Annotated in this window: 24 protein-coding genes and 1 rRNA gene; 15 read left to right on the top strand and 10 right to left on the bottom strand. The window is 54.3% G+C overall.

The annotated features are described in order from the left end of the window. Positions 1-103, top strand: a 5S ribosomal RNA gene (gene rrf, locus J6J28_RS11705); the annotation flags it as partial. A gap of 68 nt (positions 104-171) precedes the next feature. Here the strand turns inward: rrf and J6J28_RS11710 are convergent. Beyond that, positions 172-858, bottom strand: a complete 687-nt coding sequence (locus tag J6J28_RS11710; RefSeq protein WP_301721959.1) for a DUF4097 family beta strand repeat-containing protein — start codon at positions 856-858, stop codon at positions 172-174. A 153-nt stretch (positions 859-1,011) separates the two neighbouring features. On the opposite strand from J6J28_RS11710, the gene J6J28_RS11715 reads away from it, so the two are divergent. Continuing rightward, positions 1,012-1,554, top strand: coding sequence for a cytochrome b (locus J6J28_RS11715; protein ID WP_301721960.1), 543 nt, complete (start codon positions 1,012-1,014; stop codon positions 1,552-1,554). An 18-nt stretch (positions 1,555-1,572) separates the two neighbouring features. Continuing rightward, the gene (locus J6J28_RS11720) at positions 1,573-2,151 is read left to right on the top strand and encodes a YceI family protein (RefSeq protein ID WP_301721961.1); all 579 of its coding nucleotides are present in this window, start codon (positions 1,573-1,575) and stop codon (positions 2,149-2,151) included. Between the two features lie 25 nt (positions 2,152-2,176). On the opposite strand, the gene J6J28_RS11725 is transcribed toward J6J28_RS11720, so the two are convergent. Genes J6J28_RS11725 through cyaY form a run of 5 tightly spaced genes read right to left on the bottom strand, consistent with a single transcriptional unit; the run spans position 2,177 to position 6,511 of the window. Further along, positions 2,177-3,331: a heme biosynthesis HemY N-terminal domain-containing protein gene (locus tag J6J28_RS11725; protein ID WP_301721962.1), complete on the bottom strand. Its 1,155-nt coding sequence runs from the start codon at positions 3,329-3,331 to the stop codon at positions 2,177-2,179. After that, the gene (locus J6J28_RS11730) at positions 3,328-4,467 is read right to left on the bottom strand and encodes a uroporphyrinogen-III C-methyltransferase (protein ID WP_301721963.1); all 1,140 of its coding nucleotides are present in this window, start codon (positions 4,465-4,467) and stop codon (positions 3,328-3,330) included. The genes J6J28_RS11725 and J6J28_RS11730 overlap by 4 nt, the downstream gene beginning before the upstream one ends. A 3-nt stretch (positions 4,468-4,470) precedes the next feature. After that, positions 4,471-5,250: a uroporphyrinogen-III synthase gene (locus J6J28_RS11735; protein ID WP_301721964.1), complete on the bottom strand. Its 780-nt coding sequence runs from the start codon at positions 5,248-5,250 to the stop codon at positions 4,471-4,473. Further along, positions 5,247-6,188, bottom strand: a complete 942-nt coding sequence (hemC, locus tag J6J28_RS11740; RefSeq protein WP_301721965.1) for a hydroxymethylbilane synthase — start codon at positions 6,186-6,188, stop codon at positions 5,247-5,249. Before hemC ends, J6J28_RS11735 begins: the two co-directional genes overlap by 4 nt. A 2-nt stretch (positions 6,189-6,190) precedes the next feature. Further along, positions 6,191-6,511: an iron donor protein CyaY gene (gene cyaY / locus J6J28_RS11745; protein ID WP_301721966.1), complete on the bottom strand. Its 321-nt coding sequence runs from the start codon at positions 6,509-6,511 to the stop codon at positions 6,191-6,193. Positions 6,512-6,615: 104 nt separating this feature from the next. On the opposite strand from cyaY, the gene lptM reads away from it, so the two are divergent. The 7 genes from lptM (at position 6,616) to uvrD (ending at position 13,443) form a co-directional block, all read left to right on the top strand. Continuing rightward, entirely contained in the window at positions 6,616-6,762 is a 147-nt protein-coding gene (gene lptM / locus J6J28_RS12770) for an LPS translocon maturation chaperone LptM (RefSeq protein WP_418055184.1), read from the top strand. Continuing rightward, positions 6,759-8,012 (top strand): diaminopimelate decarboxylase, encoded by a 1,254-nt coding sequence (gene lysA, locus J6J28_RS11750; protein WP_301721967.1) that lies wholly within the window; start codon positions 6,759-6,761, stop codon positions 8,010-8,012. The genes lptM and lysA overlap by 4 nt, the downstream gene beginning before the upstream one ends. An 11-nt stretch (positions 8,013-8,023) precedes the next feature. Next, positions 8,024-8,830, top strand: a complete 807-nt coding sequence (gene dapF, locus J6J28_RS11755; protein WP_323125369.1) for a diaminopimelate epimerase — start codon at positions 8,024-8,026, stop codon at positions 8,828-8,830. Further along, positions 8,827-9,525 carry a DUF484 family protein gene (locus tag J6J28_RS11760; RefSeq protein WP_301721969.1) on the top strand — a complete coding sequence of 233 codons (699 nt, stop codon included), beginning with the start codon at positions 8,827-8,829 and terminating at the stop codon, positions 9,523-9,525. Before dapF ends, J6J28_RS11760 begins: the two co-directional genes overlap by 4 nt. Then, complete coding sequence (locus tag J6J28_RS11765) at positions 9,512-10,411, top strand: tyrosine recombinase XerC (protein WP_301721971.1); 900 nt, start codon at positions 9,512-9,514, stop codon at positions 10,409-10,411. The genes J6J28_RS11760 and J6J28_RS11765 overlap by 14 nt, the downstream gene beginning before the upstream one ends. A 23-nt stretch (positions 10,412-10,434) precedes the next feature. Continuing rightward, positions 10,435-11,151, top strand: a complete 717-nt coding sequence (locus J6J28_RS11770) for an HAD-IA family hydrolase (protein ID WP_301721974.1) — start codon at positions 10,435-10,437, stop codon at positions 11,149-11,151. A 90-nt stretch (positions 11,152-11,241) separates the two neighbouring features. Next, on the top strand, positions 11,242-13,443 hold the full coding sequence (gene uvrD, locus J6J28_RS11775; protein WP_301721976.1) for a DNA helicase II: 2,202 nt from the start codon (positions 11,242-11,244) through the stop codon (positions 13,441-13,443). On the opposite strand, the gene rarD is transcribed toward uvrD, so the two are convergent. Continuing rightward, positions 13,419-14,318 carry an EamA family transporter RarD gene (gene rarD / locus J6J28_RS11780; RefSeq protein WP_301721978.1) on the bottom strand — a complete coding sequence of 300 codons (900 nt, stop codon included), beginning with the start codon at positions 14,316-14,318 and terminating at the stop codon, positions 13,419-13,421. The genes uvrD and rarD overlap by 25 nt on opposite strands. A gap of 173 nt (positions 14,319-14,491) precedes the next feature. On the opposite strand from rarD, the gene recQ reads away from it, so the two are divergent. The 3 genes from recQ (at position 14,492) to J6J28_RS11795 (ending at position 18,504) form a co-directional block, all read left to right on the top strand. Continuing rightward, positions 14,492-16,309: a DNA helicase RecQ gene (recQ, locus tag J6J28_RS11785; RefSeq protein ID WP_301721980.1), complete on the top strand. Its 1,818-nt coding sequence runs from the start codon at positions 14,492-14,494 to the stop codon at positions 16,307-16,309. Between the two features lie 99 nt (positions 16,310-16,408). Continuing rightward, positions 16,409-17,506, top strand: a complete 1,098-nt coding sequence (locus J6J28_RS11790; RefSeq protein WP_301721981.1) for a transporter substrate-binding domain-containing protein — start codon at positions 16,409-16,411, stop codon at positions 17,504-17,506. Between the two features lie 29 nt (positions 17,507-17,535). Further along, positions 17,536-18,504 (top strand): Vgb family protein, encoded by a 969-nt coding sequence (locus J6J28_RS11795; RefSeq protein ID WP_301721982.1) that lies wholly within the window; start codon positions 17,536-17,538, stop codon positions 18,502-18,504. Here J6J28_RS11795 and J6J28_RS11800 read toward each other — a convergent pair. Further along, positions 18,501-18,860, bottom strand: coding sequence for a diacylglycerol kinase (locus J6J28_RS11800; RefSeq protein ID WP_301721985.1), 360 nt, complete (start codon positions 18,858-18,860; stop codon positions 18,501-18,503). The genes J6J28_RS11795 and J6J28_RS11800 overlap by 4 nt on opposite strands. Positions 18,861-18,933: 73 nt before the next feature. Between J6J28_RS11800 and J6J28_RS11805 the strand changes: the two genes are divergently transcribed. Then, positions 18,934-19,911, top strand: a complete 978-nt coding sequence (locus J6J28_RS11805; RefSeq protein WP_301721987.1) for a hypothetical protein — start codon at positions 18,934-18,936, stop codon at positions 19,909-19,911. Positions 19,912-19,923: 12 nt separating this feature from the next. Continuing rightward, positions 19,924-20,742: a mechanosensitive ion channel family protein gene (locus tag J6J28_RS11810; protein WP_301721988.1), complete on the top strand. Its 819-nt coding sequence runs from the start codon at positions 19,924-19,926 to the stop codon at positions 20,740-20,742. On the opposite strand, the gene J6J28_RS11815 is transcribed toward J6J28_RS11810, so the two are convergent. Continuing rightward, positions 20,690-21,748 (bottom strand): malonyl CoA-ACP transacylase, encoded by a 1,059-nt coding sequence (locus J6J28_RS11815; RefSeq protein WP_301721989.1) that lies wholly within the window; start codon positions 21,746-21,748, stop codon positions 20,690-20,692. The genes J6J28_RS11810 and J6J28_RS11815 overlap by 53 nt on opposite strands. Further along, a complete protein-coding gene (locus tag J6J28_RS11820; RefSeq protein WP_301721990.1) occupies positions 21,745-23,949 on the bottom strand; it encodes a thiamine pyrophosphate-dependent enzyme in 2,205 nt (734 codons plus the stop codon). The genes J6J28_RS11815 and J6J28_RS11820 overlap by 4 nt, the downstream gene beginning before the upstream one ends. Between the last annotated feature and the right edge of the window lie 29 nt (positions 23,950-23,978).

Genomic DNA, 23,978 nt, shown 5'->3' on the forward strand with positions numbered 1-23,978 from the left:
AGCGAAGTGGAACCACCTGATCCATTCCGAACTCAGTAGTGAAACGCTTCAGCGCCGATGGTAGTGTGGGGCTTCCCCATGTGAGAGTAGGACACCGCCAGGCTTTAATTATCGAAAAGCCCTCAGCTAACGCTGGGGGCTTTTTTTATGCCCGCCGGTTCGGACTTGGTCTTACTGAATATTCACCCGGCCGGAGCCGCTTTCAATAATTCTTAAACTCCCGACCGTGCCTACTTTTATATCGCCGGAGCCGTCGTCAATAGTGACTGCGCCGGCGATCCGGTCAATTTCCATACTGCCAGAACCGTCTTCGATGTCGAGATTACCGCTTAGATCGCGCACGGTAATACCACCTGAGCCGTCGTCAATCCGCACGTTGCGACCACCGACGATGGTCATGCTTCCGGATCCATCTTCGATCCGCATATCCGCTCTAACTCCCTGAATATCGATGCTGCCCGAACCATCATCAACGTTTAGATGAAAGGATTCAGGAACACGAACTGTGGCATCAATACGGGCATTATTATTGCCATAGGAGGATGAGTCAAAATCGGCCACGAAGACACCTTGCTCACCATTTCTATGCAACGTGAGACGAATGCTTTCGGCCTCGTGGTAATAGACTTCCGCCGTGACCGCGATCTCGGTACGCCCTGCTTCACCGATGATCTCCAAACTTCCTGCTCCCGTATCAACACTAAGTTCGGTAAGATCCGCGCCACTTAAGGTGAGGGTTCGCGTTTCATGGCTTAAGTCACGTTCGCCCCAGCCCACATCACCCCTGGCGCTATCAACATAGATCACGCAGCCACCTAAAAATGAGGCCATGGTGAGTACTAGCACGCTTCGTTTCATTGTTATCGCCTTATTCTCATTGATTGCGAACATAGTAGCTCATCTTGCATGAATGTAACCATTCTATCAAATCGAACGTTCGCTGCGATTTTTAGCACTATTCATTTTATTAAATTGAATTAAACTGACCGCCTGTTAACTCAGGAAAGGCTTATGTTGAGAAATACTTCGTCAAGTTATGGCTGGTTAGCTATCGCCATCCATTGGCTTTCAGCCATCGCGGTTATTGGCTTGTTTGCTTTAGGTTATTGGATGCTAACCCTGAGCTATTACGATCCCTGGTACCGCTTAGGGCCATGGTGGCACAAGTCGATTGGCTTGAGCTTGTTGGCCCTGACACTGCTTCGCATGGGTTGGCGCTGGATGACCGTCCGGCCTGAACTGATAGGTAGCCGCTTCGAGAAGTTTGGGGCTCGGGTCGGGCACGCCCTGCTGTATGCGTTGTTGCTGGTGACTATGGTGAGTGGTTATCTGATTTCGACTGCGGATGGCAGCGCGATATCGGTGTTTGATTGGTTCGACGTACCTGCGGTGATCACGACCTTCCCTGAACAAGAGGAAATCGCTGGCGACATCCATTGGTATGCAGCATTAAGTTTAGTCATTTTGGCCGGCGTACATGCGCTGGCAGCGATACGACATCATTTCTGGAATAAGGATGCGACCTTAAAGCGCATGCTTAAACCGCAAAAGTAAAACCTTAAGGAGGTAAACATGAAAAAATTACTACTCGCAGCGGCCGTTAGCGCAGCATTAAGCGGTGCCTTAGGCCAGGCCCAGGCAGCGGACTACGCCATTGATATTGAAGGTCAGCACGCTTTTATACAGTTTAAGATCAGCCATTTAGGTTACAGCTACCTGTTGGGAGAGTTCACTGATTTTGATGGCAGCTTTAGCTACGATGAAAGCAACCCAGGCGCAGCTTCTGTGCAAGTGACTATCGACACCAGTAGCATCGATAGCAACCATGCAGAGCGCGATAAACACTTACGCAGCGACTACTTCCTGGCAGTGGACGAGTATCCGCAGGCACGCTTTGTGTCGACCAGTTATACGCCAAATGGCGACGGCACAGGGACACTGGCGGGTGACTTAACCTTGCGTGGCGTGACTCAGCCGATTGAAATTGCAGTGAACGAAATTGGCGCGGGCCCGGATCCATGGGGCGGTTTCCGTCGTGGTTTCGAAGGTAAAGTCACGCTGACGCCTGCGAACTTTGGCTTCGACTATGATCTTGGCCCTGCTGCCGAGACCCTGGATATGTACTTGTCCATCGAAGGGATACGTCAGTAACGGTATTGGCGAAACGGCGCTGCGGTTAATCCCGCAGCGCTTTTTCGTAGGCTTCAAGCGCCGCCTGCGAGTTACCTTGCGCCGCGTAAACATGGGCTAAATCAAGCCAGACGCGACGAGACGGTACCAACTCGGCGGAACGGCGTAACGCACGCTCGGCCAGGGACCACTCTTTGGTCAGTAATGCAATTTGCCCCATCGCCTGTAACAACAGGCCATCTTCCGGCTGTTTCTTTAACTGGCTTTGCAGGTAATCACGTAACTCGGGACCTGGCACCAGTAATTGCTTCTCTAACAAATGAGCAAGTTTGAGGTCGCCGCGTTTTAATCCGCGTGCGGCAACTTTGTCTGCTGCATCTAACTGTTGGTAAATCTTAAGTACCGCAAGGTAGGCCCGGCGGATAGGTGCGGTGCGTCGATTATCACGGGTCAGATTGCGCCAGTGCGTTGCCAGGCTTGCCTGACCCTCGCGACCCGCGGCGAGGAAGCGCTCGCGGTAGGCTTTTTCCAGCAGCTCGCTACGCTCGGTTTCGCTGAGCAACTGCAAGCGGTCAGCGTCATTCAGACAGGCGATGACATCATCCCAGCGGTGCAGGTTCTGATATGCATTTAATGCGAGACGAAGTAATTGCGGGTGACGCGGGTAATCGCGACGCAACTGCTGGATTTCACTCATGCGGTTAGCAGCCTGTTGCGGATCCTGCTGCAACGTGAAGAGTGTCTCAGCGAGAGCCAGCTCGCCTGGTCGGGGCGCATGCTGCAACCACTCCCGTGCCTGCGCAAAGTCCTCGTTACGCGCTGCTGCGTAGCTCGCAAACAGTGCGACTGTGCCGTCGTGGCGTAATTGCCAGCTGCGATTAAAAGCACTGGATGCAGTATGTAGATCGCCATTAACGAGAGCCTCAGCACCTTCAGTTAAGGCCGTCTTAGCTTTGCTGGTACGACGCTCACCGAACCACTTAAGGCCCCAACTGGTGCCACGGACCAGGCGCATGATAAAACCGACAAGCACGCGTAACAGGATGATGGCAACCGCCAGCATAATCACCGCGGCCACCAGACTGGTTTCTACGGTGTAGTTACCCAGTGCAATCAGCATGTAACCTGTATTGCCGTCCCACAAAGGGCCGATAAAGAGACCTGCGATCAACAGTAGTACAATAATCCAGGCATATTTCATTGAGAAACTCCCGCGGTGAGTGCACGTGCCAGGCGATTTAACACTGGCAGGCTGCGCAATTGTGCAGGTAAGTCGGGTTCTAAGCTTTGCGTGGCCAGCTCATCAAGTTCGGACTTCAGCGCGGTAAGGTCAAGGTCGCTTTGTGTCTGAACCTCGCTGATAAGGCGCTGTGCCTCGCTGACACTGGCCTGATAGAGCGCGCCCGACTGACTTAGAGCCGCCTGTTGGGCGAGCTGCAGTTGCAGTAACACACGTTGCTTACTGAGCTCAACGAAGGCCATGGACAGCTGTGGCTCAATCGGCTTTTCCCGGTGTTGCACCCGGATCAGCTGGTCAAACAAGGTTTTAGCACTTGCCTGTAAACGCTCGTACCAGGGTGCGTCGGCGCTGACCGCATTACCGGTCAGCGTGCGCGTAGGTGCGCTCAGCTGCCACTGCTGCTCAGCCAGCTGAGTGCGCAAACTACTCAATTCCATAGCCACCTGAACATGGGCATCAGTAGTGAGTGAACGCAGCACTACTTTGTCGTCATTAATTGCCTGCCGTGCGGCTTGATAGGCTGGATTGTTCAGCGCCGCCAGATGGGAATCAGCTAACTCCAGCAGTTGCAGCGCCAATTTAGGTTGTTGGTCGATATAAAGCTTATTACTCGCTTGCTCGACCAGATGACGCGCTTCTAAAACCCGCCATGCGGTCGCCTGCGACACGTCTAACGCAGCGAACTCTGCCTGCACGGATCGCACACTGCGCTGCAAGTCGCCAAGCTCCTGGGCTTGATCGCTGACATTCCGGCGCAAATTATCTGCGACCTGATCCAGTTGCTGGCTGACTTGTTGCGGAAGTTTTTGCTGCTGCTGACTAAGCTGCTGTAACTCGTTTTGCACTTGTTCGAGTTGCTTTTGCTGCTGACCGGCTTGGTGTTCCAACTGTTGATTGGTGCTCAGCAACTCCTGATAAACATAGCGGTAGCCAACCCAACCTGCAGCCGCGATAAGTAGCAACAGAATCAGCACCAGCACCCATGCGAAAGTCCCTTTCGTACGAGACTTTTCAGCGATCGCTTCGTCTGCGTCAGTTTGCTCTGAAGCATCGTTCGGTTGCTCGTTTTCGGGTTCCTGTTTCAAGTCATTCGACATGGTTTAAACTTCCTTCGTTAGTTGAATCGCCTGCTGCCATGCATCTACCATAGCAAAACTTGCGGCACTATCGGCAACTACCACACGCCGACTTAGCCCACTGGGCAGTAATTGCTGTAAGCGAGCGCTTGCTACCACCCAGATACACTCCGCTAGCCAGTCCTTAGAATCATTGGGGACCGCGGCGAGAAATGCGCCCAGCTGCTCGGCGCTGGTGACCATAATTGTATCAATCCCCTGCTGCCATTCACTAAGCTGCGAAGCGGTCGGCGGCTGTGACTGGCGCTGGTAAACTTCCAGATAGGTCACCTCTGCGCCGCGCGCGCGCAAGGTATCAGCGAACAGTTCGCGGCCACCGTGGCCGCGAATGATCAACCAGCGCTGTCCTTCGACCTGCTGCAATTCGGGTAACGCCAGTAACGCATCACTGTTGTGTTGGCGCCAGGGGCAACAGACCGGCCGCTGCACCACGTCCGAGATAGCTTTGGCACTGACCGGGCCTACCGCAAACCAGCGACAGCGCGGCATAGCGGCTTGCGGCGCCCATGCTCGCGCTTGTTTGGCAAAATAATGGGCCGCATTCACACTGACCATCATGGCACCATGCCACTGTTCGGCCAGTATGTTCGCTAAGCTGTAATTGGGGTCGTCGTACTCACTGATCCTCAACATGCTGGCACTTTGCGAGGTAACAGGCACCTGCAACTGCTCAGCACGCTGAGCAAGCAGCTGCTGTAACTCGGCCGCTTGCGCCTGGGGTCGGAGGATCAGGATGTTGTTCATGAGTGTAATTCGTTCTCCGCATACACATCGTTCAGTATGGTACCAGCGCCCCGGGCCAACAGGTACTCAGCGAGCTCGGTGCCAAGTGCTTCAGCATGGTCGCGGTGGCCTTTGATATCACCTTCTATAATCTCACTACCGTCGGGGCGACCGACTAAGCCACGCAGATGAAGTTGGTCACCATGCAGCTCCGCATAGGCGCCGATAGGCACTTGACAGCCCCCTTGTAAGCGGCGGTTCATGGCGCGTTCGGCCAATACACAGCTACTGGTGTCAGGGCACGTCAGTGGTGCCAACAAGGCCTTAGTGGCGGTGTCGTCGGTGCGGCATTCAATCCCCAGCACACCCTGGCCATTTGCCGGTAAACAGATATCCGCTGGCAGCCGCTGGCGAATCCGCTCGCCAAGGTCGAGGCGAATTAAGCCGGACGCCGCCAGAATAATAGCGTCAAACTGGCCATCATCGAGTTTGCCCAGACGCGTTTGCACGTTGCCGCGTAGATCACGGATTTGCACGTGCGGGTAGCGCGCCAGGATCTGGCATTTGCGACGTAAGCTACAGGTACCGACGATGGCGCCTTCCGGTAATTCATCCAAATTATGATACTGGTTGGAAACAAAGGCATCGCGCGGGTCTTCGCGCTCGCAGATGCCAAATAACTCGAGTCCGGGGGGAAACTCCACCGGTAGATCTTTCATTGAATGCACAGCCAAATCGGCACGTTCTTCCAACATCGCGACTTCGAGCTCTTTTACAAACAGGCCTTTACCGCCAATTTTCGCCAGCGGCGTGTCCAGAATGATGTCGCCCTTGGTGCTCATGGGCACCAGTTCGACAGTCACATGCTCATGTAAGGCCTCAAGACGAGCCTTAATATGCTCGGCTTGCCAAAGCGCCAGGAGACTTTTTCGTGTCGCGATGCGTAATGTGGTCGTCATGCTTACTCCGCTTTCAGCGTGATCGGTTGTCCAGCCTGTTTGCTGCCAGCTTCTGATAATAAGCTCCACAGCTCGGCACCGGTGCGGTTATCAATCCATTCACCATCCCGGTATTCAAAATGGTGACCATTAAACTTGGTCGCCACCCATAACTGCTGTAATGGTGGCTGTTTGTTAATCACCATCTTGGTGTCGTTGGGGAAGGTCAACTCAAGAATGTCGCCGCCTGACTCGCAATCAATATCGATTCCGGTCTTTTCGAAAGCTTCTTCTATTGCCAAAATGGTTGCTTCGGCTAGCTCATGATAATCGTGGTCTTGCATGTCGACTCCTGATAATGACATTTGCGCGCTGCAATGCGATGATAAGCGCACGGTTAATTTGCAATTCACAAGGGTACAGTTTACCGATGTTTAAGCTGAAAGTAATGCGTCCAATCATTGTAGCAGCAACCTTGGGCTTGGTCGCCTGTGGCCAGAAGGGACCACTGGAGATGCCACCGCCTGCGGAAAAGAATCAGCCATCGACAAGCGTAGCCTCTGCGCCAGTACAGGAAACTAAAAAAGTATTATGAGCTTTACATACCAAGGAAACGAATTTTTTGCTGAAGATTGCTCGGTCGCAGACCTCGCAGCAAAGCACGGGACGCCATTGTTCGTCTACTCTAAGGCGGCGATCACTGCCAACTGGCAGCAGTTTGCCCGGCACTGGCCGGCACCGCATAAACTTTGCTACGCGGTAAAAGCCAACTCCAATCTGGCGGTTCTTAACCTGTTAGCGCGGCTGGGTGCTGGCTTTGATATCGTCTCTGGCGGTGAGCTTGCACGGGTGCTGGCAGCAGGCGGTAAAGCACAGGACGTGGTGTTCTCTGGTGTTGGTAAAAGCCATGACGAAATTGCCTATGCGTTGGATCAGAATATCGGCTGCTTTAATGTGGAATCCGCTGCCGAGCTTGAACGGATCCAGCAAATTGCCAGTGACAAAGGTGTTATCGCACCGATTTCCCTGCGGGTGAACCCGGATGTTGATGCCCAGACCCACCCTTATATTGCTACGGGGCTGAAGGCGAATAAATTTGGTATTGCAATGAGCGAGGCGCTGGCAGTCTTCCGGCGTGGCGCAACGTTGTCGAATCTGGATATGCGCGGTATCGATTGCCATATTGGCTCGCAAATCCTCAGTCCACAGCCATTTCTTGATGCCTCTGAGCGGATGTTCAGTTTAATTGAAACGCTTCGCGCGGAAGGCATTCATATTACCCATCTGGATATGGGGGGCGGCTTCGGCATTCCTTACCAGCATGAAGAAAAGCTGGAAGTGAGTGGTTACTTACAAACCCTGCAGAGGAAAGCTGAAGCGATCGGAGATCTGACCTTAATGCTGGAGCCAGGTCGTGCCATTGTCGGCAACGCCGGCATCATGGTCACCAAAGTGGAGTACTACAAACCAGGCAGTGAAAAGAACTTCCTGCTGGTCGATGCTGGTATGAATGACCTGCTGCGACCATCACTTTACAATGCCTATCATGCCATCGTGCCGGTGAACCGCCACGAAGGGCTGGATGAGCAGTTAGTGGACGTTGTGGGTCCGGTTTGTGAGACTGGCGACTTTTTTGGCCATGCGCGTCACCTGGCAGCACAGGAAGGTGATTTATTGGCGGTAATGAACGCAGGGGCCTACGGTTTCACTATGGCGTCAAATTACAATACCCGTCCGCGGGCCGCAGAAGTGATGGTACATGGTGATAGTGCCACTTTAATTCGTGAGCGCGAACCGCTTGCCAGTTTGTGGCAGGGTGAACACTTGCTCGGAGATGACGCGTGAACTTCAGCAAGATGCACGGCCTGGGTAACGATTTCATGGTGATTGATAACGTGACCCAGACCATTTTTGTTAACCCGGAGCAAATCCGTCAGTGGGCGGATCGGCATCGGGGGATTGGCTTCGATCAGCTGTTGCTGGTCGAGCCACCGTATGACCCGGATCTCGATTTTCATTACCGTATTTTTAATGCAGATGGTAGCGAGGTCGCTCAGTGTGGTAATGGCGCGCGCTGTTTTGCCCTATTTGTAAAACAACGTGGGCTGAGTAACAAAAATCACCTGCGGGTGAGTACAAAAGCTGGCAATATGGTCTTGCATCATGAGCGTGATGGGCGTATCACAGTAGAGATGGGCGAGCCACGATTTGCGCCTGGCGCGGTGCCTTTTAAAGCAAATAAAGAAGAATTGACCTATGTTCTTAGAGTACAGGAACAGACCGTACTCTGTGGCGTCATGGGGTTGGGTAATCCGCACTGTGTCACCGAAGTAGACGCGATTGAGCAGGCTCCGCTCGCCACACTTGGACAGGCTTTGGCCACGCATGAGCGGTTTCCAGAAGGCGTGAATGCAGGCTTTATGCAAATCATTGATCGCAATCACATCAAGCTGCGCGTCTTCGAGCGCGGCGCTGGTGAAACCCAGGCTTGTGGCAGTGGCGCATGCGCCGCCGCTGTCATCGGTATGCGGTTAGGTAAACTAGATGACACCGTATTGGTTGACTTGCCAGGCGGACAATTAACGATTCGCTGGCAACCGGGGCAAACCGTGCGCATGACCGGGCCCGCACAACATGTTTATGACGGACACATGAAACTATGAGCACCGAAGCAAAAAAACAAGCTCAACAAACACGCGTCGATGACACTTTGATTGCCGCTTATCTTGAAGAAAACCCGGACTTTTTCGATCGGCACCCCGAGCTGTTGCAGCAACTCAGTGTGCGTCATCAGACCAAGGGCGCAGTATCGCTGGTCGAACGCCAGCAGCAGGTACTTCGTCAGCGAGTGCAGCACCTGGAAGAAGAAATTACCGAACTGATGGTGACGGCGCGCCGTAATGAGGAGCTGTTTCGTTACTTTAGCGAGCTTTACCTGAAGCTACTGCAAAGTCAGAGCATTGAGGAAGTCATGGACAGTCTGCAGCAGACGTTCTCAGAACAGTTGCAGATGCCGGCGTTAACTCTGAAGTTTTTTGATAGCCCGCTGGAGCTTGAAACTCAGTTCACGTTCGCCGCAGACACCCATAAACAGTTGTTGAGCAAACGCTTTCGCGACGACAGTATTTACCTGGGCCGCTTGACCACCGATGAACAAAAATTGCTGTTCCCGGATGAATCTATCGCCTCGGTGGTGCTGCTGTTACTCGGTGATAAAGGTGAGTTAGGAATGCTGGCCATTGGCAACCATGATGCCGGGCATTTTGAGCCAGCGATGGATACGCTGCTGGTCAAGCAACTGCAGGTGTTGTTAAGCCAGATCCTGCCACCCCTTTTAAAACACCATGAAGCTCGCTGAGGTCAGACAGAAATTCCTGAACCACCTGGCTGGCGAGCGCGGGCTTGCCGAGCATACCTTATCGAATTACGGCCGCGTATTACGGCATGATATCGACTTCTTTGACAGCGAGGGCATCGATGAGGTCAAAGGCATTGGCGTCAGTCAGTTTGAACGCCTGTTTATGCAATGGCGGCGCCAGGGCCTTGGTGATGCCTCGTTAGCCTTGCGACTGGCAGCGTGGCGGAGTTGTTTCGATTACTGTATACGGCAGGGCTGGCGCGACGATAATCCGGCCCGGCAGACCAAGGCCCCGAAAAGCGCCAAGCGCTTGCCTAAGAATCTCGATGTCGACAGCATCAGTCAATTATTAAAGCTCCCCGAAGATGATGAGCTGGCCATCCGCGACGCCGCTATCATGGAGTTACTTTATGGCAGCGGCCTGCGCTTGGCTGAACTGGTGGCCCTTGATATTGACGCCATTAATCCACGTCACCAGGAGTTACGCGTGCTGGGTAAAGGTGGCAAAACTCGCATCGTACCTTACGGCCGGTGTGCTGCAGAAGCCTTACGTAAATGGTTACCGGTGCGGAATAAATGGTTACACGGTCATTTGACCGAAGTCGCGTTGTTTATCAGTCAGCGGCAGCGGCGGATCAGTCCGCGAACGGTGCAGCAGCGGCTCAACCACTGGGGGCGTCAGCAAGGTCTGAATGGCAGTCTGCACCCACATAAACTGCGCCATTCCTTTGCCTCACATATGTTAGAATCCAGTGGTGATTTACGTGCGGTACAGGAGCTGCTGGGACATGCCAATTTAAGTACCACCCAGGTTTATACCCACCTGGATTTCCAGCACCTGTCAAAAGTCTACGATGCCGCGCACCCGCGCGCACGTAAGAAATAACAACCTCAAGTAAAAAGGACGCTATGCAGTTTTTTCGTCGCTTGCAACCTGTTCAGGCCCTCAGCTTTGACCTCGATGACACCTTGTACGATAACGTGCCGGTCATGCAAAAGGCCGAGGCGGAAAGTTATCGTGCGCTGTGTCAGCGGTATCCGGAAGCAGCTCGCTGGAGCGTGCAGCAATGGGCGCAGCGGCGTTGGCAGTTAATGCAAAATGAACCTGATCTGGCGAGCGATATGACCGCCTTGCGTCTGGCTACGCTCAGCCGCGGCCTGCAGGAACTCGGTGTGGCAGAGGCTGCCGCCCGGCAAGGTGCCGACGATATTTTCGCGACCTTTTTGCACTTTCGCAATCAGGTGCAAATTGCGCCAGATACGCATCAGTTGTTGCAAGCTCTCGCCGAGCGCTATCCGTTAGTGGCGCTCAGCAATGGCAACGTGGATACTGCGGCGATTGGTCTGCGTGATTACTTCAGCGCGGTGGTGCAGCCGGGCAGCGGCCTGCGGGGCAAACCGCATAGCGATATGTTTGCCAAAATCGGGCCACTGTTCCCGCAGATTGCACCCCAGGGCTGGTTGCATGTGGGCGACAGTCCTTATGCCGACATCCTCGGCGCACAGCGCATGGGCTGGCAGACCGCCTGGTACCGCAGCGGTATCTATGTTGCTGATCAGCTGCATGTTCTGCCAGTGTTCGCCTTCGACGAGCTGCGCCAGTTGCAGCAGCTACTGCTGAAATAAACTCAGACCCCGCCTACGGCGCAGTAACTGGTTGCATATACAGTAGTGCGCCTTTAAACTGACCACAGCTTTCAACGAATGGATTTTGCTATGACCTCGCATCCCTTGCTCGAGCAACTTAACGACAAGCAGCGCGCCGCTGTAGGTGCACCAGAACGACACATGCTGGTGCTGGCCGGCGCCGGTAGTGGTAAAACCCGAGTGCTGGTGCATCGGATTGCCTGGCTCATGCAGGAACTTCGGTTATCGCCCTACAGTATTATGGCGGTGACCTTTACCAACAAAGCAGCCGCGGAAATGCGCGGGCGCGTCGAAGAACTTATGGGCAGTTCAACTCGTGCAATGTGGATTGGCACCTTCCATGGGCTGGCGCATCGTTTGTTGCGCGCGCATTACATGGATGTGGACTTACCCCAGAATTTTCAGATCCTCGATAGTGATGATCAGCAGCGCATGCTCAAGCGCATCATGCGCAGCTTGAATCTGGACGAGAAGCGCTGGTCGCCAAAACAGGCGCAGTGGTTTATTAACGCCAAAAAAGACGAAGGTTTACGGCCGCATCATCTGGATGGGCTGGATTTTAACGAGCGCACCTACAAAGAGATCTACGACGCCTATCAGGTCGCCTGTGATCGCGCCGGTTTAGTTGATTTCGCTGAGTTACTGCTACGGGCGCATGAATTATTGCGCGATAACCGCATTGTCCGGGAGCATTATCAGCGCCGGTTTCGCCATATTCTGGTTGATGAGTTTCAGGATACCAACGCAATTCAGTATGCTTGGGTCAAGCTGCTCTCCGGTGCCGGTAGCGATAAAGAGCACGAGAACTTCGTGACCATCGTCGGCGATGATGATCAGTCTATTTATGGCTGGCGCGGTGCGAAAATTGAAAACATTCACCAGTTTACTTTGGATTTTCCTGCGGTTGAGACCATCCGTTTAGAACAGAACTATCGTTCCACAAATACCATTTTAAGCGCTGCCAACAGTGTTATCGCTAACAACAGCGACCGGCTGGGCAAAGAGCTCTGGACCGAGGGCGGCATGGGCGAGCCTATCGACTTGTACGCCGCCTACAACGAGCTGGACGAGGCGCGCTATATTTCCAGTCAGATAGAAGCCTGGCATGAGCAAGGCAATGCCTTACAGGATGTGGCACTGCTGTACCGCAGTAATGCGCAGTCGCGGGTACTCGAAGAAGCCTTGCTACATAGCCGCATCCCCTACCGCATCTACGGTGGCTTACGCTTCTTTGATCGACAAGAAGTCAAAGACGCGCTGGCTTATCTGCGCTTGCTTGCTAACCGTGACGATGACGCGGCATTGGAGCGTGTGATCAATACGCCGACCCGGGGTATCGGTGCGCGGACCCTGGATATCGTGCGCGAAGGCGCGCGCCAGCGCGGCACCTCTTTGTGGCAGGCCGCCAGGCAATTGGCCACGGAAAAAGTACTTACCGGGCGGGCCGCCAATGCGGTGCTGGCGTTTATCGATCTGATTGAACAGCTGGAAGACGAAACCGGTGAATACAGCCTTGGCCGGCAAGTCGACACCGTCATCAAAAGCAGCGGCTTGATGGCCATGTATCAGGCGGAAAAAGGTGAGAAAGCCGAAACCCGCGTGGAAAACTTAAAAGAGCTGGTAAACGCCTGCGATAACTTTGATCAGCTCGAACGGGTTGAGGAAGAAGAGCTGTCGCCGTTGAATGGATTTCTTGCTCATGCCGCACTGGAGTCGGGTGATGAGCAAGCCGATGAACATCAGGATGCGGTCCAGCTGATGACCTTGCACAGCGCAAAAGGTCTGGAGTTTCCACTGGTTTTCATGTGCGGCGTGGAAGAAGGATTGTTCCCTTCCCAGCAATCACTGGATGAGGCTGGCCGGCTCGCAGAAGAGCGGCGGCTGTGCTACGTCGGCATGACGCGGGCGATGCAGAAGCTGGTGATCAGCTATGCCGAGCAGCGCCGGGTGTATGGCCAGGAGAAGCTGCATACGCCGAGTCGCTTCATCGCTGAGATCCCCTCTGAAAATGTGCACCATGTGCGCATGCAAAGTCGTCGTAGCTTTTCCACGGAAACACCGAGTTACGGGCGTTTCCATACTGGCGCCAGTCATGAAGCTTTTGAGGAGAGCGGTTTTCAGCTGGGACAGCGGGTTCGTCATGTGAAATTTGGCGAGGGTACCGTCCTCAACTATGAGGGCTCTGGTCCGCAGAGCCGCATCCAAGTGAACTTTGATGACCTTGGCAGCAAATGGCTGGTGGTTGCTTACGCGCGTCTCGAACGCTGCTGATGCAACAAGGTATCAATGCTGTAAAGGGCTAATGCAGCCCAGATAATCGCAAACGTGACCAGCTTATCGGCCGCCAGTGGCTCGCCGTAAATCCAGACTGCAAGAATAAACATCAGGCTGGGCCCAATGTACTGAAAGAAACCTAAAGTGGCATAGCGAATGCGCTGTGCTGCCGCGGTGAAACAAAGCAGCGGTGCAGTCGTCACTATGCCGGCAGCCATCAGCAACAGATTAAGCTGCCAGGTATTCTGGGTCATGTCACTTGCCGCTGAGTCGGCAAAGAAGAACAGATAGATCAGCATCAAAGGTAACAGAATGGTGGTTTCCAGCCACAGACCCGTCATCGAATCCACCGGTAACCGCTTGCGAATTGCGCCATAAGTCGCAAAGCTGAAGGCCAGCGCCAACGCCACCCAGGGTACCGAGCCAAAGGAAATCACCTGAATTAAGACGCCGGTGACCGCCAGCGCAATGGCGATGAGCTGAAACCGTCGCATCCGCTCGGCAAAAAACACCATGCCAATGGCAACATTCAACAAAGGGTTGATGTAATAGCCCAGGCTGGCATCCAGAATATGATTGTTATTAATCGCCCAGATAAACAGAAACCAGTTTCCGCCGAGCAGGAAGGTTGCCAGAGTCAGCCGCAGCATGTGCGAGCGATTTTTTACCACCGGTTTGATGCGGTGCAGGCGGCGCAGGCCAATAATCAGCACCAATACCAGTACAAATGACCAAACAATACGATGACCCAGAATTTCAAGTGCAGGCACCTGTTGTAGAAACTTGAAGTAAATGGGCGCGATGCCCCACATAGTGTAAGCGGCAATAGCAAAAAGAACGCCGTGGCGACTGCGGGTTGCATCATCGGTCATGAGGTTAAGTTCCGGTGCTCTGGTTGAACTTCTGGCTCGGGTGCTGAAGTTGTACGAAAACTATGCAGTTACCACCAGGTTTCGTCCGAAATGATCGTTTGGCGGTGGTGATGCGTGCTTGGGATGCATACAATAGAGCCTATTGCCTATGAGCGTCAATCGGAGCTGTTGAAATGACTGCGCAACCGCTGTCAAAAGTCCTTGCCGAAGTTTTTGGTTACGCCGAATTCCGGCAGGGCCAGGAGCAAGTGATCGAGGCTGTTCAGCAAGGCCGTGACGCACTGGTGCTGATGCCCACAGGCGGCGGCAAGTCGCTCTGTTATCAGTTACCTGCGATCATGGGCGCAGGAGTGACGCTGGTCATTTCGCCATTGATTTCCCTTATGCAGGATCAGGTGGAAAGCCTGCAGGCGATGGGCGTAGCTGCCGGCGCCTTGCATAACGGGCTGGAGCAGAGCGAGCAGCAACAGCTGTTGCAACAAGCGGCCAGCGGTGAGCTGCGGCTGCTGTACGTCAGCCCTGAACGCGCCATGCAGGGCTATTTTATTCGTCAGCTGCAGCAATGGCAGGTGACCTTAATCGCCATCGATGAAGCGCACTGTATCTCACAATGGGGCCATGATTTCCGGCCTGAGTACGGCCAATTAGGGCAATTGCGTGAAGCTCTGCCCCAACTGCCCTTTATGGCGTTGACCGCCACCGCCGATGCTGCAACGGAAGCGGATATCGTGCAACGCCTGCACCTGCATCAGCCGGTCATCTACAAGAGCTCTTTTGATCGACCTAATATCCGCTACATCGTTGAAGAAAAATTCAAGCCACAGAAGCAATTGCGCGATTATGTCGTCAAGCAAAAAGGCGCGTCAGGCATCGTTTACTGCGGCAGCCGTAAACGTGTCGATGAACTGTCGGAACGGCTGCGGCAGGATGGTATCCGTGCGGCCGGCTATCATGCGGGCATGGACCATGACGAACGCAATCACGTGCTGCGCGGTTTTGTCCGCGATGATATTGACGTCGTAGTGGCGACCGTTGCTTTTGGCATGGGCATTAATAAGCCCAATGTGCGCTTCGTGGTGCATTTTGACATTCCCCGCAGTATCGAAGCTTATTATCAGGAAACCGGCCGGGCAGGCCGCGACGGGCTGCCGGCGGAAGCGGTGTTGCTTTATGACCCAAGCGATGCCGGCTGGATCCGCAGCACCATCAATGATCATCCGGATGAGCAACGGCGCCAGGTCGAGCTGCAAAAATTCAACTCCATGCAGGCCTTAGGTGAGGCGCAAACCTGCCGCCGCCTGGTGCTTTTGAACTACTTCAACGAGTTCCGGGATAAAGCCTGTGGCAACTGTGATATCTGTCTTGATCCGCCGCGTCAGTACGATGGTACGGTGGATGCGCAAAAGGTCTTAAGCTGTATTTATCGGGTGGGCCAACGTTTTGGCGCCAACCATGTCATCGATGTGCTACGCGGCAGCCAGTCGCAGCGTTTAACTGCGCTCGGTCACGAGCAGCTTTCAACCTTTGGCCTTGGCGCTGATAAAAGCCAAACGCACTGGCTGGGCGTGATCCGCCAGCTCATACATCGAGGCCTGGTGGTGCAGAACATTCAGCATTATGGCACCTTGCAGTTGACCGAAGCGGCGCGTCCGGTGTTACGCGGTGAAGTGGCCTTGTCGCTGGCTGAACCGCGGGTCAACCTGGCAGTAAGTAAGCCCAAAGTGACCGACCGCGGCGATTACGACAAGCTGTTATTCCGGCGCTTACGGGCATTGCGAAAAAGCATTGCTGATGCGGAAGAAAAACCACCTTTTGTGGTGTTTAACGACAGCACTCTGGTCGAGATGGCGGTGCACTATCCCATTGATGAGGCCAGTATGCTGCAGATTTCCGGAGTCGGCCAGACCAAGCTCGAGCGTTATGGCGCCGCTTTTATCGATGCCATCAGTGCCTATCTGGATGCCGATGACGAACCTTTATTGCAGCGTTAAGCGCTGGCGCTGAATCGCCTATAGCCATCCAATTTCGTTTCAGGTCTGTATACTAAGGTAAGTGTGCCTTGAGCATAGTCCTAGAAACAAGGAGTTGGAATGAAAATTCAGTTGCGCAAGTTACTCGTGCTCACCCTATTGCTGTTTTCACCCTTCACGCTGGCGCAGATCGCAGCGCCTGAACAGGCGGGTGTCACCACCGGAGAAATCACGGTTGCGGTACGTGTGAGTCCGCCGTTTGTCATGAAAGATGCGAACGGTGACTACCATGGCCTGACGATTGAGCTATGGGAGCATATTGCTGAAGTCAATAATTACAACTTTAGTTACCGGGAAACCGGCCTTGAGCAGTTGATTGACGGTGTCGCCAATGGCGACTTTGCCGTAGGTCTTGGCGCCATCTCGGTAACTGCCGAGCGCGAGCGACGCATTGATTTTACCTTACCCTTTTACAATGCCGGGCTGGGAATCGCCGTACCAGCGGCCGCTGAGCCGGGTTGGTGGACCGTAACCAAGCGCTTTTTCAGCTTTGAATTTTTAACGGTAATGGCGGCGCTAACCTTGATTTTACTGGGCGCCGGTGTGCTGGTGTGGCTGGCTGAGCGCCGCCATAACCCTGAGGAATTCAGTGACAGCAAGGTCAAAGGGCTCGGCGCGGGCTTCTGGTGGGCTGCGGTCACCATGACCACTGTCGGCTACGGTGATAAATCCCCCCGCACGTTGATGGGTCGTGGCGTTGCACTGATCTGGATGTTTACCAGCGTCATTATTATTTCAAGCTTTACCGCTTCAATCACTTCCGCCCTAACCGTGAATAAGCTCTCTACCCGGGTGCAAGGCAAAGACGATCTGGCCAATGTCCGCGTCGCCAGTGTGCCCGCGTCCTACAGTGCGTATTGGCTGGACCGTGAAAATATCGGCTACCAGCATTACAGTGATCTCACTACTGCATTAGAGAATGTGCAAGCTGGTAAAGCAGATGCGGTGGTGTACGATGCGCCGTTGCTTAAATATCAGTTACGCAAAGACTTTTCCGGGCTGACGGTGCTCAAGGATGTGTTCGCGCCGCAGGATTATGCATTAGTGTTGCCGCCGCAGGCGAGCGAACGTGAGGTGATCAACCGTACCTTGCTGCGCTACATTCGCAGTTCTGAGTGGCGGCAGTCGATCCAGCGTTATTTAGGTGATGATCTATAATCAGACAACACTTAATGGTTGGAGGTCTTATGTTAGGTCTTACTTTGGGTTTGTTGCTAAGTGCCGGTGCGGCACCCGCCACTGTCACTATCAATGAGTGGCAGGTTCCCTGGCCGGACTCGCGGCCGCGTGACCCCTATGTGCAGTCAGACGATAAGGTCTGGTTTGTCGGCCAACGTTCCGATTATGCGGCTATTTTAAACCCGCAAACGGGCGATTTTAAACGTATCGATTTGCCCGATGGTGCAGGGCCTCACAACATTATCGTTGATGAGCGCGGGGCCTGGTACGCAGGCAATAAGGCGGCGCATATTGGTAAGATTTCCCATGCTGACTATTCCATTACCCAATACCCCTTACCGGGCGATGGCCGCCGCGACGTGCACACGATGCAGTTTACCAGTGATGGTGATATCTGGTTTACCGCCCAGGGCGCGAATAAGTTTGGCTATTTTGATGTTGCTGAAAACAACATCGAACTCTACTCGATTGAAACCCCGCGGGCGCGGCCCTATGGCCTGATTGTCGTAAACGATCAGCCCTGGCTGACGCTATTTGGTTCGCATAAGTTAGTGACCTATGAAGACGGTCAGGTCCAGGAGATTGAACTGCCGCGACCCGATGCCAACCGACCGCGCCGGATCGCTTTAGGCAGTGATGGTGGCATTTGGTATGTAGACTATGCCGGTGGCTATCTGGGTCGCTACGATCGCGCCACCGAACAGGTCAACGAATGGGCTATGCCGGCAGGAGCAGGTTCATTGCCTTATGGCATGGCTGCCGACAACAAGGGTTATGTCTGGTTCGCGGAAACCGGGCCACAGCCTAACCGCATCGTCGGCTTTCATATTGCCTCGGAAACCTTTACCGACCCGGTTGCGGTGCCAAGCGGTGGCGGTACCATCCGCCATATGGTATTTGATGAAGCGCGGCAGAGCTTATGGTTCGGTACTGACGCCAACACCGTTGGCCAGGCGAAAATCAGTTACAGCGATTAGTTTAATAGCACCAGTAACCAGGTTACTGCAATCGTGATCAAGGAGAACATGACGGCGGTGGAAGCGATGTCCTTCGCTTTGCCGCTGAGTTCATGTAGATCGGGACTAATGCGATCGATGGTGGCCTCGATGGCGGAGTTCAGGAATTCCACAATCAGTAATATCAGCACCGGCAGAATCAGGAGCGCTCGCTCAACCCCGCTCTGACCCAGCCACAAGGCCAGCGGGATGAGCACCAATGCCAGTAAGCAATCCTGCCGCACGGCAGCTTCAGATTGCAGCGCGAAGCGAAAGCCGCGCAGTGAGTTGCGGGTGGCGCGAACAATGCGCATCAGTCCGTGCTGGGGTGGTTTCATTTGTTGCTCTTTTCGTTTCAGCCAGATGGTGTAGAGTGTAGTACAGGACACGATTTAAGGATGGCTTAACTGCATGGCCGAAAGCAATCATTGGCAACTGATTCCACTCGACACCTTTGAGCGCCCGTCGGCGCCCGCGACCACCGCGATTCAGCAGGCCTGGTCACAGCTTCGCAAGCTGTTTATTGCGGAAGAAGATGACGATGTGAACCCTGATGAACAGGACTTCCCGCACTATCGTGAATTCGACTTGGCGCCGGCAGTCGCGGCCATAGATACCTGTTGGGATGCCGACGAGCCTCCGTCCGTGCGGTTCGTGATTAGTGCGCCATTTAGCGGTAGCGGTGCTATTTTCCGTGAGTGGGCCAAACAAAACGGCTATCAACAGCTCGAGCCACCCAGCCTGGAGCAGCTAGGGCAGGCGGACACAGACGCTTGGTGGCAACAACAGGCAAGCGAACGTTGGCTTATTGACGAATTTTCATCCTTCTGGTTACGCACCACCGAACATATGCAGTTTATGCGAGCCCTGTTGCCACGGTTATTGCGCGGCGAACTGGGGAGCGGCGTGGTGGTGATCGATAGCTGGACCTTTGCTTTTTTGCACCGCGCCTGGCTATTGAGCTTACCCCACTGTTATTGCTTTGCCGCGGCTACGCCTGAGTTGCTGAAGGACAGCGGGGTCATCGCCAGTGATAAGCGCCTGCGTAACCTTGCCGCCAAAGCGCGCGGCAACTTAGGCGTTGCGCTGGCGCTGTGGGCGGTCGAGCAGGATGAGGAGCGCAGCTTGCCGCGCTTGCCCAGCGAAGCGGATGACTCCACAGCGTTCATTTTGTACAGCCTGCTCTTACATCACGGTCTTAAAGGCGAATATTTACAGATGGTACTGCCACTGATGGCGGCAAATCAGCTGGATGTGCAGCTGTTACGACTGCAGCAAAATGGCATTATTGATCTAGATGAAAATAAGGTTTGGCGGATCAACGTTTACGCTTACCCTGATGTACGCGAATTTTTGGCCGCGCGTGGCTTTTGGCTTGATGGATTTTAATGAGGACCGAAGGTGGATACGGAAAAGATACTAGGTTTATTTAAAGAGATCACCAGTGCGGTATTGATTGAAATCGGCGTGGTATTCGCTGTTGCGACCTTCATAGTGCTCGCCAGCCAGCGCGTGCTGCCGTGGCTGGCGGGCCATTTGCATGGCAAGCAGCGGTTGTTCGCACTGGCCCTGATCCCGACCATTCGTGTGCTGGTGTTCATTGTCGCCTTCGTCTGGGTTGTGCCGTTGGTGATTGAGCCAAGCATGCAGAACATGGTCGCCATTCTCGGTGCTGCAGGTCTGGCGATTGGGTTTGCCCTGAAAGACTACATCAGCAGTATGGCCGCGGGGATGGTCGCGGTTTATGAACTGCCTTACCGACCCGGGGACTGGATTGAGGTTGAGGGAACCTACGGCGAAGTGAAGCATATCGGCATGCGGGCGGTGGAGATGGTGACTCCTGATGACACCGTGGTGTTTATCCCGCACCTGAAGTTATGGACAAAACTCATTTTTAACGCCAACAATGGCGGGCCGAGTTTAATGTGTGTGGCCGATTTCTATCTGCATCCGGAGCATGATGCCAATGTGGTGAAACACCTATTGGAAGATGTCGGTTTGACCAGCCCTTATGTACAGCTGTCCAAGCCTATAGTGGTGGTTGCTAAAGAAGAGCCCTGGGGAACGCATTACCGGCTGAAAGCCTATCCGATTGACCCTCGTCAGCAATTTCAGTTCATGACCGATTTGACCGCGCGCGGCAAAAATTGCCTGCGCGCGTTACCCGTTAAGTTTGCCCAGTTGTCACCAGAGCACGCTGCTCAGGCAGGCCCATACTAAGCACGTAGGGATGCGCAGCTTTTTGCTGTGCAGTGAAGCTGGCTTTGTCGGTGAGTCCTTGCCAACCTATCGCGATCAATGCTTGTGCAACGGCCCCGCCGAGACCGCTACCAGGACCGAGCAGAATAATATGATCCGGTGCGTAGTCTTTCACCGCCACCTGTACGGCTTTGCTGAAATCGTAGGTTTCGGTGACTTGCTGGCCAAGGGTATAACGCTGCAGTGCGCGCATGTCCGCAGTGGGCGTAAGCCACTGAAAACCGCGACCATCGACCAGCGGAGTTTGTGGTGGGTGAAACGCAGCCACCGGCCAGGTCTCCAACGCCTCGGTTGCGGCATCGCTCATTATTCGGGTGTGGAACGCCGCATGGCCTGGCAGCAACATAGGAAAGCGTTCGTCGGCGGTGGGTAAGGCCTGGATTGCCGCGTTACAGGCAGCTTCGGTACCTGCCAGAACGGCGTAGCCCCCATAGTTAATGGAGTGCATCAATTCACCAGGATGCGCTGCAATTTGCGCTTCAACCAAAGCAATACGTTTCGCGTCCGGGCGCCACTCACTATCAATGATCGGATAAATAAACTGCGCTCCGGCGCCACCCGCGGTTAACTGCGCCATACTGGTGACCAGCTTAATGCTGGTGCTCAACGACCAGGCGTCAGCACAGGCCATTGCCGTATACCATCCCATCGAGTTACCGGTCAGTGCCACCACCTCATACTGCTCGCGGTCGATGCTGAGAAAGTCCAGATAGCCAGCAGCGTAGATAAGGGCAGCCGCATTTTCCGGGCGCTGGTGTAGGGAAGTTTTAAACAACTTCGCCTGATCCAGCTTCGTCACTGTTGGCAGGCCCAGCGCTTCGCGTTCGGCGTCAATGGCATCCAGTTTATCTTGCAAAGTTTCCCTTAACTTCGGCGAAGATGCTGCTATGTTCGCGTAGATCGAGCCAAGTTCTGGTTTATTATAGGTCCCCCGCCCGGGACAGATGACCAGTGCTGTTTTCTTCATGATTGACCTCCACGAAGCATCATCATAGCCTTTTCGGTAATGCCATCGCGCGATGGCAGGACCGTGTAAGCGGCTTTACCCAAAGGAATAAAACTATCCTCTGCGGTCAGTCGCTGAATGCTAAAGTGTCCGGGGTAGTCCTCGTGCAATGCCGTGATCAGCTCTTCACTTAATGAGCCGCGGCGACGGCATTCATCGACAATTAGCAGTTTCTTACTGTTACCCAGGGCGGCGACAATTTTGTCCACGTGCAGTGGCACCAGACAACGAATGTCCAGCACGCGCACCCGATGGCCGGCGTCAGCAAGTTGCTTTTCGGCCTGACGGCTCAGGTAATAGCCATTACCGTATGAAATAATCGCCAACTCTTCGCCATCGCCATACACTGCAGGTTCACCCAGCTCGGGTAACGGGGTCGTGACATCCGGGTAGTGACTCAGCCAGCCGGCATCGCCTTCCTGGTGCAGATCCCGTGCCATATAGAGTGCTATAGGTTCCAGCATAATCACCACTCGCTGTTCCGCCGCAGCCAGTTGTACTGCTTGGCGCATCAACAGAGCGCCGTCTGCGCCATTCGAGGGGCAGAGGACAATGACGCCAGGGATGTCTCGGAACACCGCGAATGAGTTGTCGTTGTGAAAGTGGCCCCCGAAGCCCCGCTGGTAGGCAAGCCCGGCAATGCGGATCACCATCGGGTTGGTGTACTGACCATCCGAAAAGAAAGATAGCGTGGCAGCTTCGCCACGGATCTGATCTTCGGCATTATGCACATACGCCAGGAACTGGATCTCTGGCATGGCAATAAACCCTTGTTGTGCCATTCCTATGGCAAGCCCAAGAATACTTTGTTCATCGAGTACAGTATTGAGTACCCGATTCGGACCAAAGGCCTCCATCAGATGTTGAGTGACGTGGTAAACCCCACCTTTTTTCGCAATATCTTCACCGCACATGACAATCGAGCCATACTGCGCCATCAGATCATGCAACGCCCAGTTCAGTAATTTTGCCAGATGCTGTGGCTTGCCAACATTGTGCTTGTCCCACTTAAAGAGACCTTCACGGCGCGTTGCATCAGGCACTGCCGGTAGTGTGGACGGGTCTTTTTTCGGTGGTACGATGGAACGCATAACATCCGTTGCCGAGGTCAGCTTAGGCTGCTGTGCGGCCTGATTTGCGATGCGTACCATGCGTTGCTGCTGCCGTCTGATGTGCGTCACCAGTGACTCAGAATCAAACAGGCCGCGGGCGATAACTGCTGCACAGCTATGCAATAGCGGGTCGCGCTCGGCATCAAGGGCAATTTCCTGTTTGCTCCGATACGCCACTTCAGCATCGGCGCCGGCGTGACCGAATAAGCGGATGGTGCGCAGATGCAGGATGGCAGGTTTACGTTTCTGGCGGACGTAGTCCGCTGCTTGCTGCGCAACCAGGTAGGTTTCAGCCAGGTTGCTGCCATCGGCAAAGAAGTACTTCAGTGCAGGGCGCTGACTGAGTTGCTGCTGAATCCAGCCTTGCGGCGTGTGCGTCGAAATTCCCAGGCCATTGTCCTCACAAACGAACAGCAAAGGCATCGGGATCTGTTGATAAGCGGCCCAGCTGGCGGAGTTAATCGCACCTAAGGCGGTGGAGTGATTGGCCGAGGCATCGCCAAAGCTGCACATGGCAATGGCATCGTGCGGCCAGGTGCCTTGGTGCTGCAAGCGCTTTGACAAACCAATGGCAAACGCGGTGCCCATAGCTTTTGGTACATGCGAGGCGATGGTACTGGTTTGCGGGGGGATATGTAGCTCAAGGCTACCAAGCACTTTATGACGGCCACCCGAGATGGGGTCGTCGCTCGAGGCAGCAAAGCTCAGCAACATATCGTAAAGCGGCGTGGTGCCGGGTTTCTGTTTCGCCCGCTGCAAAAAGAATGCGCCACTGCGGTAGTGCAGAAACGCAGGGTCGCTGACCCGCATGGCTTTGGCAACGGCGGCATTGGCCTCATGGCCGGAGCTACCTATGGTGTAAAAACTCTGCCCCGCGGCCTGCATCAGTCGTGATTGCAGGTCGAGCAGACGACTGGCCAACTGTGAGTCTAACAGTTCAACCAGGTCGGCGTCGCTAAGGACGCCGCCTGCGGCCTGCGCATGGGGCAGTTCTTGTCGTTCTATACGCTGGATAAATTCGCCCAGCCATGGGTGCATTGCTGCAGCCATAAACGCCTCCGTGGATTCGCGTTGCTGGA

This window comes from Pseudidiomarina terrestris, assembly GCF_030466375.1.
Lineage (GTDB): Bacteria > Pseudomonadota > Gammaproteobacteria > Enterobacterales > Alteromonadaceae > Pseudidiomarina > Pseudidiomarina terrestris.